Genomic DNA, 15557 nt, shown 5'->3' on the forward strand with positions numbered 1-15557 from the left:
GCGTGCCATCATCGAGCGACGATCGATCAGCGGAGTCCGAGTTGGGAGGGCGCGTGGCGATGGAGGCCGGCCCTCGCGACATGGAAGAAGACGCACCGGACACACGGCGCGACTCCGGACACGGGGCCGTGCACGAGACGGGACGTCTGAGTTCGGACGGACCCGACGAACTCGACGTGCCCGCCGAGGTCGAGGTCGAGCTGCGGCCCGCCCGGCGGCTGCGCATCTGGCAGCTGGCGCCGATCGTGGTGCTCGCCGCCCTGGGCTCGCTGATGTTCGCCTTCCCGCTGGCCTTCGAGTTCGGCGACGGCGGTGCGGTCGTCGCCATGCTGGGCCTGCTGATCAGCGGCTGCGCCGCGGGCTGGGGCATGATGGCCGCCCGTCGCGTCGGGTACACCTGGCCCGGTCTGCCGCAGCGCGGCGAGGGGGAGCGGGCGGACTGGCGGGTGATCGCCCTGTACGTCGCCGTGTGCCTCGTACTGGTCGCGCTGGCCTTCGCGCGCGTGGCCCGGCTGCGCTGACCGCCCTTTGGCGGACGCGCCGGGCGCGGTGCGGAGACGACCCCGAGACCCCTCCCTCCCGGTCCCGGTGGCGACCCGCTCCGCGCTTCCCCGTACCGCCGTCGGATGCGCCCGGCTGCGGCCCGATGGCGGCGCTCACCGGTACCGCCTCGTACAGTTGCCCTGTGAGCACCTCGCAGATCACCTTCTTCAAGGGCCATGGCACCGAGAACGACTTCGTGATCGTTCCCGACCCGGACGGCGCCCTGGACCTGTCTCCCGCCGCCGTCGCCCGGCTGTGCGACCGCCGGGCCGGTATCGGCGGGGACGGGCTGCTGCGCGTCGTACGGTCCGCCGCACACCCCGAGGCGCGCGCCATGGCGGACGAGGCGGAGTGGTTCATGGACTACCGCAACGCCGACGGCTCGATCGCCGAGATGTGCGGCAACGGCGTACGGGTCTTCGCCCGCTATCTGGAGCGCGCCGGGCATGCCGAGGCGGGCGACCTCGCCGTCGCCACCCGGGGCGGTGTGAAGAGGGTGCACATCGCCGAGGACGGCGGGATCACCGTCTCCATGGGCCGCGCGGCTCTGCCCGAGGAAGGCGTCACGGTCACCCTGGGCGGCCGCAGTTGGCACGCCCGCAACGTGAACATGGGCAATCCGCACGCCGTCGCCTTCGTCGACGACCTGGAGCACGCCGGCGATCTGCTGTCCACCCCGCCGTACAGCCCCGCGGCCGTCTACCCCGACGGCGTCAACATCGAATTCGTCGTCGACCGGGGGCCCGGCCATGTGGCCATGCGGGTCCACGAGCGCGGCTCGGGGGAGACCCGCTCCTGCGGTACGGGCGCCTGCGCCGTGGCCGTCGCCGCGGCCCGCAGGGACGGCGCCGACCCCGCGGAGACCGGCAGCCCGGTCACGTACACCGTCGATGTGCCCGGCGGTACGCTCGTCATCACCGAGCGTCCGGACGGCGAGATCGAGATGACCGGCCCCGCCGTGATCGTCGCCGAGGGCTCCGTCGACCCGGCCTGGCTCGCGGCGGTGCGGTCCGCGTAGGCGGGCGTCGGCCGTGCCGGACGTGGCGTCCGCGGGGCACAGTGCCGGGCGCTGCCCGATATGGCCGAAACGGTAGGTCCCGCAACTTCGCTCGAATGGGTGATCCGTTTCACGCTGGGCGAGAGCGGGACTCCGCCACGTGGTGGGCTCGGTAGCATCAAGCACCGGCCCGGAGGTGCGACCGCACCCACCCTTGCCGGTCGACGTCGCCGGAGGTGCCCCCATGAGCGCAGAGGCCGCCAATCCCGATGGTTCCGTACGCAGACGGAGCCGCCCCCGGATCGACCTCCGCAGGCTCGGCCGCGTCGCACTGCTCGGTTCCGTACCCCGCGACCGGCTGTCCGACGCGATCGGACACGTCGCCGACGCGCACCGGACCCACCACCCCGACGCCGACCTGTCGATCCTTCACCGCGCCTACCTGCTCGCGGAGTCCTCGCACCGCGGGCAGATGCGCAAGAGCGGCGAGCCGTACATCACGCACCCCCTCGCCGTCACCCTGATCCTCGCCCAACTCGGCGCCGAGACCACGACGCTGACCGCCTCACTGCTCCACGACACCGTGGAGGACACGGAGGTGACGCTCGATCAGGTGCGGGAACAGTTCGGTCAGGAGGTCTGCTACCTCGTCGACGGCGTCACCAAACTGGAGAAGGTCGACTACGGCGCGGCGGCCGAGCCCGAGACCTTCCGCAAGATGCTGGTGGCCACCGGGAACGACGTCCGAGTGATGTCGATCAAGCTCGCCGACCGGCTCCACAACATGCGGACCCTCGGTGTGATGCGCCCGGAGAAGCAGGCCAGGATCGCGAAGGTCACCCGCGACGTGCTGATCCCGCTCGCCGAACGGCTCGGTGTGCAGGTGCTCAAGACCGAACTGGAAGACCTCGTCTTCGCGATCCTCCACCCCGAGGAGTACGAACGGACCCGGGCACTGATCGCCGACGCGGGGCCCGACCCGCTCGCTCCGGTTGCCGAGGACGTCGCGACGGTGCTGCGGGAGGCGGGCATCCCGGCCGAAGTCCTCATCAGACCGCGCCACCACCTCTCCGTGCACCGCATCAGGATCAAGCGCGGCGCACTGCGCGGCACCGACTTCGGGCGGCTGCTGGTCCTCGTCGGCGAGGACGCCGACTGCTACGCCGTGCTCGGCGAACTGCACACCTGCCTCACCCCGGTGATCTCCGAGTTCAAGGACTTCATCGCGGCGCCCAAGTTCAACCTCTACCAGTCGCTGCACACGGCGGTCGTCGGCCCCGAGGGTGCCGTCGTCGAAGTCCTCATCCGCACGCACCGGATGCACAAGGTCGCCGAGGCCGGCGTCATCGCCCTCGGCAACCCGTACACCGCGGACAGCGGCCCCGGACCCCAGCCCGCCGAACCCGCGGACGGGGAACGCGCCGACCCGACCCGGCCCGGCTGGCTCTCCAGGCTCCTGCAATGGCAGCGGTCGGCCCCGGACCCCGACACGTTCTGGACCACCCTCCGCGCCGACCTCGCCCAGGACCGCGAGATCACGGTCTTCCGCACCGACGGCGGCACGCTCGGACTGCCCGCCGGGGCCAGTTGCGTGGACGCCGCCTACGCGCAGTACGGGGACCGGGCGCACAACTGCATCGGCGCCCGGGTCAACGGGCGGCTGGCCGCCCTCGGCACTGTCCTGAGCGACGGGGACACGGTCCAGCCGCTGCTAGCCGAGGACGCCGGCTCCGGCCCCTCGCGCGACTGGCTCGATCACGCGCGGACCCCCGCCGCCCGGATCGCGATCACCGGCTGGCTGGAGGCGCACCCCGAGCCGCCGAAGGGGCCGCACGGCGGCCGGCCGGTCCGGCCCAGGCCCGGGGCGAGGCTCCAGGAGACCGCCGGCACGGAGGACGACCGGTCCGGGAGCCGCGCGAGCGCCGTGGTGGACCGGCCGGATGCCACCGTGCGCCTGGCGGGCTGCTGCACCCCCGTCCCCCCCGACGACGTCACCGGATTCGTCGTCCGCGGCGGCACGGTCACCGTGCACCGGCGCGAGTGTCCCGCGGCGGTCCGGATGCGGTCCCTCGGCCGGACACCGGTCTCCGCCCACTGGGGCGGGTCGGCCGCCTGCCGGGTCACCCTGGTCGCCGAGTCGTTCGGACGCCCCGGGCTGCTCGCCGATCTCACCGAGGCGATCGCGACGGCGGGCGCGGCGGTCGTGTCCGCCACCGTCGAACCCCCCAGCGAACAGCGCGTCCGCCACACCTACACGCTCGAACTCCCCGACGCCGCCGGGCTTTCGGCGCTGATGCGCGCGATGCGCGACGTGCCCGGGGTCTACGACGTGAACCGCGCCCGTCACCCCGCGGGAGCCATCTGATCCTGCGCGCGCCGCCGTCCGCCGCGAAGACCTCGTTCGGGTGGTGCGGCGCGTGCCGCGCCTGTCCGGCCTGGCGTCGCTGGTAGCGGTAGTCCATGCCGTTCTTCTCCCGCCGCGCCCGGACCGCCCTGCTGGCCGTCGCGTCGGCCGCCCTCGTGGCCGCCGCCCTCCCGTCGCCCGTACCGCTGGGCATCGGCGACCCGCTCTTCCCGCATCTCGGCAACCCCGGATACGACGTCCTCTCGTACGACATCGACCTGACCTACCACGGCAACAACAGCCGGCCGCTCGACGCTGTCACCACGATCGACGTCCGGACCACCGCACCACTGGACCGGATCAACCTGGACTTCACCCACGGCACCGTGCGCGCGGTCGAGGTCAACCGACTGCGCAGCGAATTCGCCACGGTCGGCGAGGACTTGGTCATCCGCCCGCCCGGCCACCTCCCGCCCGGGACACCGCTGCGCATCACCGTCCACCACACCAGCGACCCGAACGGGCACCAGGACACCGGAGGGTGGGTACGCACCACCGACGGCCTCGTCATGGCCAACCAGGCCGACGCCGCCCACCGGGTCTTCCCGAGCAACGACCACCCCGCCGACAAGGCGTACTTCACCTTCCGGATCACAGCGCCGCGGAACCTCACGGTGGTGGCCAACGGCCTGCTCGCCGGAGCCGTCCGGCACGGGAACGAGACCACCTGGACCTACCGGACCGAGCACCCCATGGCCACCGAACTGACCCAGGTCGGCATCGGCCGGTCCGCCGTGCTGCGCCGCACCGGACCGAACGGACTGCCGGTGCGCGACGTGGTCCCGGTCGCCGACCGGGAGCGGCTGGAGCACCGGCTCGGCAAGACCCCCGCCCAGATCGCGTGGATGGAGCGGCAGGTCGGGCGCTACCCCTTCGAGACGTACGGGCTGCTGGTCGCCGACACCGAGACCGGCTTCGAGCTGGAGACCCAGACGCTCTCGCTCTTCGAGCGGTCCCTGCTCGCGGGGGACGACCGGCCCGACTGGTACGTCGAATCGATCATGGTGCACGAGCTGGCCCACCAGTGGTTCGGCAACAGCGTCTCCCCGCGGACCTGGTCCGACCTGTGGCTCAGCGAGGGACACGCCACCTGGTACGAGGCACGCTACGCGCAGGAGCACGCCGGCAAGTCGCTGGAGAGCCGGATGCACGACGCCTACATCAGGTCCGATGCCTGGCGCGCCGCGGGCGGCCCGCCCGCCCGCCCCGACAGGCCCGAGCAGGGCCGGAAGCTCAGCCTGTTCCGGCCCGTGGTGTACGACGGCAGCGCACTGATCCTGTACGCGCTCCGTCAGGAGATCGGCGAGCACGCGTTCGACCGGCTGGAGCGGAGCTGGGTGCGCACGCACCGGGACTCCACCGCGGGCACGGCGGACTTCGTCCGTCTGGCCTCGCGGATCGCGGGCCGCGACCTGGGCTCGTTCTTCGACGGCTGGCTGTACGGCGAGAAGACCCCGCCGATGCCGGGCCACCCGGACTGGCGCAGCACCGAACCGGTCGTGCGGTGACGAGAGCGGGCGGGCCGTGACGGTGAGTGGTGAGTGCCGGTCGACGGCGGGGCGCCCGGTCGTCGAGGTGTCGCCCGGCCCGTCCGGGCTCGGCCCAGGGCTTCCCGTCGGCCCGGGCCAAACCCGGATGACGGACCGGGTGCGCTGTGTCACTATCAACAGGTCGCCGCGGGTGGCCGGAGCGGTGATTCTCCGCATGGGGAATCAACGCCGGATGCCACACGTTGTGACCGATGAACGGACTTCCACCGACGTTAAGGATCCAATGACCTCCTCTTCTTCCCTTCCCCAGGACGCGTGGAACGCGCGGAGTGCTACGGAGAACACCATCGAGAGCCTCACGGAGGGCCTCCGGGCCGACGCCCTGATGGAAGCGGACGTCGCCTGGAGCCACGAGATCGACGGAGAGCGGGACGGAGACCAGTTCGACCGCTCGGAGCGCGCCGCCCTGCGACGGGTGGCCGGTCTCTCCACCGAGCTGGAGGACATCACCGAGGTCGAGTACCGGCAGCTCCGCCTGGAGCGCGTGGTGCTGGTGGGCGTCTGGACCTCCGGGACCGTCCGCGACGCGGAGAACTCCCTGGCGGAGCTCGCCGCACTGTCGGAGACGGCGGGCGCCCTGGTGCTCGAAGCGGTCTACCAGCGCCGTGACAAGCCCGACCCGGCCACGTACATCGGTTCCGGGAAGGCGTTGGAGCTGCGCGACATCGTTCTCGAAACGGGGGCCGACACCGTCGTCTGCGACGGTGAGCTCAGCCCCGGCCAGCTGATCCATCTGGAGGACGTCGTCAAGGTCAAGGTGGTCGACCGGACCGCCCTGATCCTCGACATCTTCGCCCAGCACGCCAAGTCCCGAGAGGGCAAGGCGCAGGTCTCGCTGGCGCAGATGCAGTACATGCTGCCGCGGCTGCGCGGCTGGGGTCAGTCGCTGTCCCGGCAGATGGGCGGCGGCGGTTCCAGCGGCGGCGGTGGCATGGCCACCCGTGGTCCCGGTGAGACCAAGATCGAGACCGATCGGCGCCGGATCCGCGAGAAGATGGCCAAGATGCGCCGGGAGATCGCGGAAATGAAGACCGGCCGCGAGATCAAGCGGCGGGAGCGCAAGCGCAACAGGGTGCCGTCGGTCGCCATCGCCGGCTACACCAACGCGGGCAAGTCCTCGCTGCTCAACCGGCTCACCGGGGCGGGCGTCCTGGTGGAGAACGCGCTGTTCGCCACCCTGGACCCGACCGTGCGCCGGGCCGAGACGCCGAGCGGCCGGGTCTACACCCTGGCCGACACCGTCGGGTTCGTGCGGCATCTTCCGCACCACCTCGTCGAGGCGTTCCGCTCCACGATGGAGGAGGTCGGCGAGTCGGACCTGATCCTGCACGTGGTGGACGGCTCCCACCCGGCGCCGGAGGAACAGCTCGCCGCGGTCCGCGAGGTCATCCGCGACGTCGGCGCGGCGGACGTGCCCGAGATCGTGGTGGTCAACAAGGCGGACGCCGCCGATCCGCTGGTGCTCCAGCGACTGCTGCGCATCGAGAGGCACTCCATCGCCGTCTCGGCCCGAACGGGTGAGGGCATCGACGAACTGTTCGCCCTCATCGACACCGAACTGCCCAAGCCGTCGGTCGAGGTCGAGTCACTCGTGCCGTACACCCGGGGCGGCCTCGTCTCCCGGGTGCACGCCGAAGGCGAGGTGATCTCCGAGGAGCACACCCCGGAGGGAACCCTGCTCAAGGCTCGGGTCTACGAGGAACTGGCCGCGGAACTCTCCGCGTTCGTCGCCGTGACGCACTGACGCCGCCGCGGCGCCGTCCGATACGGCCCCGAAGGCCCGCTCCCCGCAAGGCACTTCTGCCGGGGAGCGGGCCTTCGCACGACATGTCCGGCCGGTCACCGGCACCCGGCCGCGGTCTCCCGGCCGGACGGCCGAGCCGCCGTGGGCGGGACGCCGCACGAGGGTTGAGACACCGTCATCGACGCGGTCGAGTGCGCACGGCCGAGCCGGGGCCGAAGCCGCGCCGCCGTGGGGCGAGCCGTCGCCGGACACGGGCCCGGCGACGGCTCGGTCTCACTGCCCCGCGTACTTCTTGCTGACCGACTCGTAGACGCCCCTGGCCTCCTCGCCGAACCGCGGCCCGGCCAGCCAGCCGGCCGTCACCGGGCCGATGGAGGTGTTCGAGACGAGCGCGGGCTTGCCGTCCCGCCCGGTCGCGACCCAGCCGCCACCGGAGGCGCCGCCGGTCATGGTGCAGCCGATGCGGTACATCGTGGGGTCCTGCGCGCTCAGCGACAGCCGTCCCGGCTTGTCCTCGCACCGGAACGCCTTCTGACCGTCGTAGGGAGGTGCCGCCGGGAATCCGGTGGCGGACATGCCGGCGATCTCCGGCACGGCCGGGGCGTCGAACTCGACGGGCAGCGCGGAACCGACCGTCTCCTCCAGGGACTTGCCCGGCGACCCCTTCTCCGGCGTGACGCGCAGCACCGCGAAGTCGTACGGGGCGCCCTGCCCGCCGACCGAGGACCCCTGCGAGATCCACTGGTCGGACGTCTGCGCCCACTGACCCCACCACACGCCGTAGGGGGCTATCTGCTCCCTGGTCGCCGCCTTCAGCGCGGCGGTCGGCAGACCCTCGTTGTTGTAGGACGGCACGAAGGCGATATTGCGGTACCAGCCGCCCTTCTTGCCCGCGTGCACGCAGTGGCCCGCCGTCCAGACCAGATTGGACTTCCCGGGGTGCGCCGGGTCCTTCACCACGGTCGCGGAGCACACCATGGAGCCCTCGGGGCCGTCGAAGAACAGCTTCCCGGCCTCCGGGGCGGTGGTGTGGTACGGCGTGGCGACGGCCGCGGCCCGGACCGGCGCGGGCGTCGGGTCCGTCACGCCGGTGTCGCCCGAGATGTCGTTGTCGACCGGACGCTCAGGGGCCTTGTCGGCGTCCCGCATCCGGTCGGGATCCCAGAGGTCCTCGATGATCGGGTTGACGAAGTCCCTGGCCTCGCGCAGCCACTTCTCCTTGTCCCAGTTCTTCCACTCGCCGTTCCTCCACCGGTCGAGGTCGATGCCGCGCTCCTTGAGCCGGTCCTTCAGATCGTCCGGAATGGTGATCTTGCCGTCGGAGGCCTGGGTCGCGGTCGCGCTCGGAGCGTCGACGTCCTCCTCCGGGCCGCACGCGGTGGCGGTGAGCGCGAGGACCGCGGTGACCGCGGTTACGGCCGGCACCGAGAAGCGGGTTCGCCGCACACCCCTCCGGCGTGCGGCGAGAGCCGGTCGACTGAGTCGCATGTGGTGATCCCCCTGGGACTTCGTAACCCAACACTTCGGTTCCGCACTTCGGCGCTGCTCCGGGCCCGAGGCCCCGAACGCCCTGTCGGCACGCGGAAGGCCGCGCGAGCGCCTCGTGCGGCCCCCCACTATGCCGGTGCCAGTGGGGACGGTGCGCGGCAGGTCCGTGGTTCCACCCCCGCAAGGATCTTCGGATATACCCGTGATCCCCCGGGCCCGGCGTCGTTGGTACGTGCGAGGGACCTCGGGGACGGTGCTCTTCCCCGAGGTCCGTCCGTTCGCGCACCGACACGCCGACGTGCGACGCAACCGTTACAGCGGGAGGACCGACAGCCGTGGCCGTGACCGAACCAGCTCCGGTGGCAGCACCGGCGGTGCACGAGGGGATCCTGCGCCGCCAGTCGTTGCGCGAGTCCGCCGCCCGTACCTACGCGCGCTCACTGCCGATCGTTCCGGTGCGGGCCAGGGGGATGACCATCGAGGGCGCGGACGGGCGCCGGTATCTCGACTGCCTCTCGGGGGCGGGCACCCTGGCGCTCGGTCACAACCATCCGGTGGTGCTGGAGGCCATCAAGAAGGTGCTCGACTCGGGCGCGCCCCTGCACGTCCTCGACCTCGCCACCCCGGTCAAGGACGCGTTCACCACCGAGTTGTTCGCCACCCTGCCGCGGCGGTTCGCCGACGACGCCCGGATCCAGTTCTGCGGTCCCGCCGGCACGGACGCCGTGGAGGCCGCCCTCAAGCTGGTCCGCGCCGCCACCGGCCGCGAAGGACTCCTCGCCTTCACCGGCGCCTACCACGGGATGACCGAGGGGGCCCTGGCCGCCTCGGGCGGAGCCGAGGACGTGAGGGTGACGCGCCTGCCGTTCCCGCGCGACTACCGCTGCCCCTTCGGGATCGGGGGCGAACGCGGCGCGGAGACCGCCGCCCGCTGGACCGAGAACCTCCTGGACGATCCCAAGGGCGGTGTACCGGCACCGGCCGGGATGATCCTGGAACCGGTCCAGGGGGAGGGCGGAGTGATCCCGGCCCCCGACGGCTGGATGCGCCGCATGCGTGAGATCACCCGCGCCCGCTCCGTACCCCTGATCGCCGACGAGGTGCAGACGGGCGTCGGCCGCACCGGCGCCTTCTGGGCGGTCGAGCACAGCGGGATCACGCCCGACGTGATGGTGCTGTCCAAGGCCATCGGCGGTTCCCTCCCGCTCGCGGTGATCGTCTACCGCTCCGCTCTCGACACCTGGCAGCCCGGGGCGCACGCAGGCACCTTCCGGGGCAACCAGCTCGCGATGGCCGCCGGAACCGCCACTCTCTCCTTCGTCCGGGAGAACCGCCTCGCCGAGCGCGCCGCGACGCTCGGGGCCCGGATGCTGGCGCGCCTCCAGGGCCTGGCGGCGGAGCACCCGTGCGTCGGGGACGTCCGGGGCCGGGGACTGATGATCGGGGTGGAACTCGTCGACCCCGGGGCCCCCGCGCCGGGCGGCGGCTCCGAACCGCCACCCGCCCCCGCACTCGCCGCCGCCGTCCAACAGGAATGCCTGCGCCGCGGGCTCATCGTCGAACTCGGCGGACGCCACTCCGCCGTCGTACGCCTCCTCCCGCCCCTCACCCTCACCGACGAACAGGCGACGGCGGTCGTGGACCGCCTCGCCGACGCCCTGGCAGCCGCCGAGCGACTGCCGCATCGCAGGACCACGACCGGGCCGACCCACTGACCCGGCCACCACCACAAGGAAGACCGCAGTGAACTCCACCCCCCCGCCCCAGGCCGACGGCCCGCCCTCCCTGCCGCAGCGAGCGGAGGCCGGACACGCCAAAGACCTCCTCGTCGAGCCCACCGTGCCGCGCCAGAAGGCCGCACCGCACGACGAGCGGTACGTCCCGCCGGCCGGGACCGTCGACGCGACACCGGCCGACCACCTCGATCACCTCGACCGCGCCGATCACCTCGACCATCCGGACCCGCTGCACGCCGCCGACGCGGCGGGCACCGAGAACCTCCTCCGCTGCTGGGTCCGGGAGAGCGGCCTGGCCCGCCCCGAGGCGGATGTACTGCGCGTCCCGCTCCCCGCGAGCGGAACGGCGCTGCTCGTCCCCGTCGTGCACTGGTCCACCACGGGCTGGCACCGGTTTGGGCAGCCCGCCCTGGAAGGGGCGCCCGAGGACGCTCCGTACGCCGACGCCGTCACGGTCGCCGCCCTGCTCGGCCGCGAGGCCGACCGCGGCGAGGGCACCGACATGGTGGCCCGGGTCGCCGATTCGGTCCGACGCACCGCGGGCTTCATCGCGGAGCGGCGCCGAGCCCCCGAGCCCCCGGCGGCGGCCGACCCCTTCCTCGCGGCCGAGCAGTCACTGCTCCTCGGCCACCCGCTCCACCCCACACCCAAGAGCCGTGAGGGACTCTCCGACTCCGAGGCCCGCCGCTACTCGCCCGAGACGTACGGCTCCTTCCCCCTGCACTGGATGGCCGTCGACCGCTCCGTCCTGGCCACCGACTCCGCCTGGACCGACCGTGGCCGCCCGGTGCCCGCCGCGGAACTGCTCACCGCCCAGGCCGAAGGGCTGCGCCTGCCCGACAACACCGCACCGCTCCCGCTCCACCCCTGGCAGGCCCGCGACCTCCCGCACCGGCCCGAAGCCGCCGCCCTGCTCGACGCCGGACTCCTCCACGACCTCGGACCGCACGGCGGGCACTGGCACCCCACCTCCTCCATCCGCACCGTGCACCGGCCCGGCGCCCGGCTCATGCTCAAGCTCTCGCTCGGCCTGCGCATCACCAACTCCCGCCGTGAGAACCTGCGCAAGGAGCTCCACCGCGGTGTGGAGGTCCACCGCCTGCTCCGCAGCGGACTCGCCGCGCGGTGGCACGCCGCCCACCCCGGCTTCGACATCGTCCGCGATCCCGCCTGGCTCGCCGCGAACGGCCCGGACGGCGCACCGGTCGCCGGTCTCGACGTGGTGCTGCGGCACAATCCGTTCGGCCCGCACGACGACGCGGTCTGCGTCGCCGCGCTCACCGCGCCGCGTCCGTGGCCGGGCCGCAAGAGCGTGCACTCGCGCCTCTCGGAGGTCGTCCTCTCCCTGTCCTCCACGACCGGGAGGGCCGTGGGCGCCGTGGCCACGGAGTGGTTCCTGCGCTACCTCGACCGGGTCGTGCGCCCGGTGCTCTGGCTCGACGCCCACGCGGGCGTGGCCCTCGAAGCACACCAGCAGAACACCCTGGTGCTGCTCGACCGCCACGGCTGGCCCGTCGGCGGCCGGTACCGCGACAACCAGGGGTACTACTTCCGCGAGTCCCACCGCGCCGCCCTGGAACGGCGGCTTCCCGGCATCGGAACGGCCAGCGACACCTTCGTCTCGGACGAGGTCACCGACGAACGCTTCGCCTACTACCTCGGCATCAACAACGTGTTCGGGCTGATCGGGGCCTTCGGCTCCCAGAAGCTCGTCGACGAGCGGGTTCTCGTCGCCGCGTTCCGCCGGTTCCTGGGCACGGCCGCCGCACTCGGCTCCCCGTTGCCCGCCCATCTCCTGGACAACGCCCGGCTGCGGTGCAAGGCCAACCTGCTGACCCGGCTGCACGGCCTCGACGAACTCGTCGGTCCCGTCGACACCCAGTCCGTGTACGTCACCATCGCCAACCCGCTGCACGCCTGAAGGAGGCACGCCGTCCGAGGAACGGGGCGGCCCGGAACCATGACCACCGAAGCACCATGACCCCCGCCTGAACGACCGAGAGGAGAGCGGCACCATGGCTTCCGCCGATGCGCCCGCCGGCGCCGGTACCGGCCCAGTCCCGCACACCGACCCGAGTGCCGAGGACACCCTGGATCTGCCGCTCTCCGAGGAACTCCTCGGTCTGTTCGGGGACGGCACGGGTGCCACGGCGACTACGACGGCGCCGAACGCGCCCGGGCCGACGGCACCGTCCTCCGTGCCACCCCCACCATCCGCCATGCCGGCAGGAGACGTCGGCGCGGACCCGACGGGGCCCATGCGCACGACCCCGAACAGGGCGGCATCCTCCGACCTGCTCGACCGGCCGGCCGACTGGGGCCCCGTCAACACCCCGGCCGGAGTGTTCCAACTCGTTCCCGTGCGGCTGGAACGCGATCTCGCGCTCATCAGCCGGTGGATGAACGACCCCGCGGTGGCGGCGTTCTGGGAACTCGCCGGAGCCGAAACGGTCACCGCGGACCATCTGCGTCCGCAACTGGACGGCGACGGACGCAGCGTCCCCTGCCTCGGCGTGCTGGCGGGCACCCCCATGAGCTACTGGGAGATCTACCGCGCGGATCTCGATCCGCTGGCCCGCCACTACCCGGCACGTCCGCACGACACCGGCGTCCATCTGCTCATCGGCGGGGTCGACGACCGCGGACGCGGCGTGGGCACCACCCTGCTCCGGGCCGTCGCCGACCTGGTCCTCGACAACCGTCCCCTGTGCGGGCGCGTCGTCGCGGAGCCCGACCTGCGCAACACCCCGTCCGTGTCCGCCTTCCTGAGCGCCGGCTTCCGCTTCTTCGCGGAAGTCGAGCTTCCCGACAAACGAGCCGCCCTGATGGTCCGCGACCGAATCCACCGGGCCCACCTGTGAACGAACCGCTGCGCTACCCACACCGCCTGAACCCCATCGGTTCCCTCCCGAGGAGTCCCCGTGCCGACATATCCCGCGCGCAATGACGCGGCCGAAGACGCCGCATCGCTCAGCACACCGGAACTGAACCGGACGGTCTGGGAGGGAGCAGCCGCCCGACTGCTCGCGAAGATGCTCGGTCAGTTCGCCTACGAAGAGGTCATCGAACCGGTCGGCCCCGCCGAGGACGGCGAGACGTACACCCTCCGGCTCGACGACGGGGGCACCCTGGCCTTCAGGGCCCGGCGGGGGGTGTACGACGGCTGGCTCGTCGCCCCCGACTCGATCCTGGAGCTGCGCGGAGACGTCGGGGAGACCGGGGACGTGCCGTTGGGGGCCGCACACGACACCGATGGGAGCGCGTCGCCGGAATCGACGCGCCACCGGGCCCGGGACCTCGCGACGCCGACGGAACCGGCGGCCGGATCGGCACGGAGCGGCCCGTACGGCGCCCCCGACGAGCCGCCCCGGGACCGGAACGTGGACGCCGCCGGGCCCCGGGAGCGAGGAGCCCACCCCGCACCGGTCCCGGGTCCGGACACGGACGATGCCGTACCGCCGAGGCGCCCGAGCACCGGCGCCCTGCCCCCACGGCACGCGAGGACCGGCGCCGTCCCCTTCCGCGACCCGCTGCGCTTCCTCGCCCGCGCCCGCCGCCTCCTCCGGATTGACGGGGCCACGCTCGGCCATCTGATCCGAGAGATCACCACCACCCTCGCCGCCGACGCACGGCTCGACCACACCGCGCTCCCCGCCGCCCGCCTGGCCGAACTCGACTACGCCGAGCTGGAGGGGCACCAGACCGGCCACCCCTGGCTCGTCGCCAACAAGGGCCGCATCGGATTCTCCGCCACCGACGCCTCCCGCTACACGCCCGAGGCCCGCCAACCTGTACGGCTCCCCTGGATCGCGGTGTCCACCCGGATCGGGGCCTACCGCGGCGTCGCGAGCCTCGCCACCCCCGAGCAGCTGTACGCACGGGAACTCGACCCGGCCGTCCGCGACTCCTTCGCCGCCGCGCTCCGCGCCCGCGGCCTCGACACCGCCGACTACCTCTGCCTGCCCGTACACCCCTGGCAGTGGGACGAATGGATCGTTCCGCTCTTCGCCCCGGCCATCGCCTCGGGCGACATCGTGCCCCTCCACGCCGACCCGGACCTCAGACTGCCCCAGCAGTCCATCCGCACTTTCACCAACGTGGCCCGGCCCGACCGGCACACCGTCAAGCTGCCGCTGTCGATCCTCAACACCCTGGTCTGGCGCGGCCTGCCGACGGAGCGCACCTTCGCGGCCCCGGCCGTCACCGCCTGGGTCCAGGGCCTGCGTGACCACGACAGCTATCTGCGCGACACCTGCGGGGTCATTCTGCTCGGCGAGGTGGCCTCCGTGACCGTGGAGCACCCCCTCTACGACCATCTGCCGGAGACTCCCTACCAGTTCAAGGAGATCCTCGGCGCGATCTGGCGAGAACCCCTCCGGCCCCGGCTCGCCCCCGGAGAGCGGGCCCGGACCCTCGCCTCGCTGCTCCACACCGACCCGCACGGGCGCGCCTTCACCGCCGAACTCGTCGCACGATCCGGTCTCGCCCCCACCACCTGGCTGACCCGGCTCTTCGCCGCGCTGCTGCCCCCGCTGCTGCACTTCCTCTACCGCTACGGCACGGTGTTCTCCCCGCACGGCGAGAACGCCATCGTCGTCTTCGACGAACAGGACGTCCCCGTGCGTCTGGCCATCAAGGACTTCGTCGACGACGTGAACATCAGCGCCCAGCCACTGCCGGAACACGACTCCATGCCGCGGGAGGTGCGCGAGATCCTGCTCACCGAGGAGCCCTCCTTCCTCACCCAGTTCATCCACGCGGGACTGTTCATCGGCGTCTTCCGCTTCCTCTCGCCGCTGTGCGAGGAGCAACTGGGCGTCTGCGAGGACGACTTCTGGTCACTCGTACGGGCCGAAGTGCGGCGGTACCACGCCTGTTTCCCGGAGCTCAAGGACCGCTTCGAGATGTTCGACATGCTGGTGCCGCGCATCGACCGACTCTGCCTGAACCGCAACCGTCTGCATGTGGACGGCTACCGGGACCGCCCGGGCCGCCCGCACGCCGCCAGCCACGGCAGCGTTCCCAACCCGCTCCACCCCCTGGATTCCGACCGGGAGTGATCGCCGTTGTCAGTGGCGCCCCTTAGGGTGGTCGG

The 15557-nt window shown here is 72.4% G+C and carries 10 protein-coding genes; 9 read left to right on the plus strand and 1 reads right to left on the minus strand.

What is annotated here, in order from left to right; genetic code table 11:
* Positions 1-59 precede the first annotated feature (59 nt).
* The 5 genes from ACIHCL_RS11495 (at position 60) to hflX (ending at position 7238) form a co-directional block, all read left to right on the plus strand.
* Complete coding sequence (locus tag ACIHCL_RS11495; protein WP_399860543.1) at positions 60-521, plus strand: hypothetical protein; 462 nt, start codon at positions 60-62, stop codon at positions 519-521.
* A gap of 164 nt (positions 522-685) precedes the next feature.
* Positions 686-1561 carry a diaminopimelate epimerase gene (dapF, locus tag ACIHCL_RS11500; RefSeq protein ID WP_399859940.1) on the plus strand — a complete coding sequence of 292 codons (876 nt, stop codon included), beginning with the start codon at positions 686-688 and terminating at the stop codon, positions 1559-1561.
* Between the two features lie 223 nt (positions 1562-1784).
* The gene (locus ACIHCL_RS11505) at positions 1785-3905 is read left to right on the plus strand and encodes a RelA/SpoT family protein (RefSeq protein ID WP_399859943.1); all 2121 of its coding nucleotides are present in this window, start codon (positions 1785-1787) and stop codon (positions 3903-3905) included.
* Between the two features lie 95 nt (positions 3906-4000).
* Positions 4001-5452 (plus strand): M1 family metallopeptidase, encoded by a 1452-nt coding sequence (locus tag ACIHCL_RS11510; protein ID WP_399859946.1) that lies wholly within the window; start codon positions 4001-4003, stop codon positions 5450-5452.
* Positions 5453-5717: 265 nt separating this feature from the next.
* Positions 5718-7238, plus strand: a complete 1521-nt coding sequence (hflX, locus tag ACIHCL_RS11515) for a GTPase HflX (RefSeq protein ID WP_399859948.1) — start codon at positions 5718-5720, stop codon at positions 7236-7238.
* A 273-nt stretch (positions 7239-7511) separates the two neighbouring features.
* Here the strand turns inward: hflX and ACIHCL_RS11520 are convergent, their stop codons facing one another.
* On the minus strand, positions 7512-8726 hold the full coding sequence (locus ACIHCL_RS11520; RefSeq protein WP_399859950.1) for a trypsin-like serine peptidase: 1215 nt from the start codon (positions 8724-8726) through the stop codon (positions 7512-7514).
* Positions 8727-9061: 335 nt separating this feature from the next.
* Here ACIHCL_RS11520 and ACIHCL_RS11525 point away from each other — a divergent pair, with 335 nt between their 5' ends.
* From ACIHCL_RS11525 to ACIHCL_RS11540, 4 genes are all read left to right on the plus strand, one after another.
* A complete protein-coding gene (locus ACIHCL_RS11525; RefSeq protein WP_399859952.1) occupies positions 9062-10441 on the plus strand; it encodes a diaminobutyrate--2-oxoglutarate transaminase family protein in 1380 nt (459 codons plus the stop codon).
* A 28-nt stretch (positions 10442-10469) separates the two neighbouring features.
* The gene (locus ACIHCL_RS11530) at positions 10470-12383 is read left to right on the plus strand and encodes an IucA/IucC family protein (RefSeq protein WP_399859955.1); all 1914 of its coding nucleotides are present in this window, start codon (positions 10470-10472) and stop codon (positions 12381-12383) included.
* A 94-nt stretch (positions 12384-12477) separates the two neighbouring features.
* A complete protein-coding gene (locus ACIHCL_RS11535; RefSeq protein ID WP_399859958.1) occupies positions 12478-13323 on the plus strand; it encodes a GNAT family N-acetyltransferase in 846 nt (281 codons plus the stop codon).
* A gap of 123 nt (positions 13324-13446) precedes the next feature.
* Entirely contained in the window at positions 13447-15522 is a 2076-nt protein-coding gene (locus ACIHCL_RS11540; RefSeq protein ID WP_399860544.1) for an IucA/IucC family protein, read from the plus strand.
* Positions 15523-15557: the final 35 nt, after the last annotated feature.

This window comes from Streptomyces sp. NPDC052042 (assembly GCF_044548345.1).
GTDB lineage: Bacteria > Actinomycetota > Actinomycetes > Streptomycetales > Streptomycetaceae > Streptomyces.

Coding starts and splice junctions, on each gene's coding strand:
- ACIHCL_RS11535 (WP_399859958.1), top strand. CDS start 12,478: ATGGCTTCCGCCGATGCGCCCGCCGGCGCCGGTACCGGCCCAGTCCCG.
- ACIHCL_RS11505 (WP_399859943.1), top strand. CDS start 1,785: ATGAGCGCAGAGGCCGCCAATCCCGATGGTTCCGTACGCAGACGGAGC.
- ACIHCL_RS11520 (WP_399859950.1), bottom strand. CDS start 8,726: ATGCGACTCAGTCGACCGGCTCTCGCCGCACGCCGGAGGGGTGTGCGG.
- hflX (WP_399859948.1), top strand. CDS start 5,718: ATGACCTCCTCTTCTTCCCTTCCCCAGGACGCGTGGAACGCGCGGAGT.
- ACIHCL_RS11510 (WP_399859946.1), top strand. CDS start 4,001: ATGCCGTTCTTCTCCCGCCGCGCCCGGACCGCCCTGCTGGCCGTCGCG.
- ACIHCL_RS11495 (WP_399860543.1), top strand. CDS start 60: ATGGAGGCCGGCCCTCGCGACATGGAAGAAGACGCACCGGACACACGG.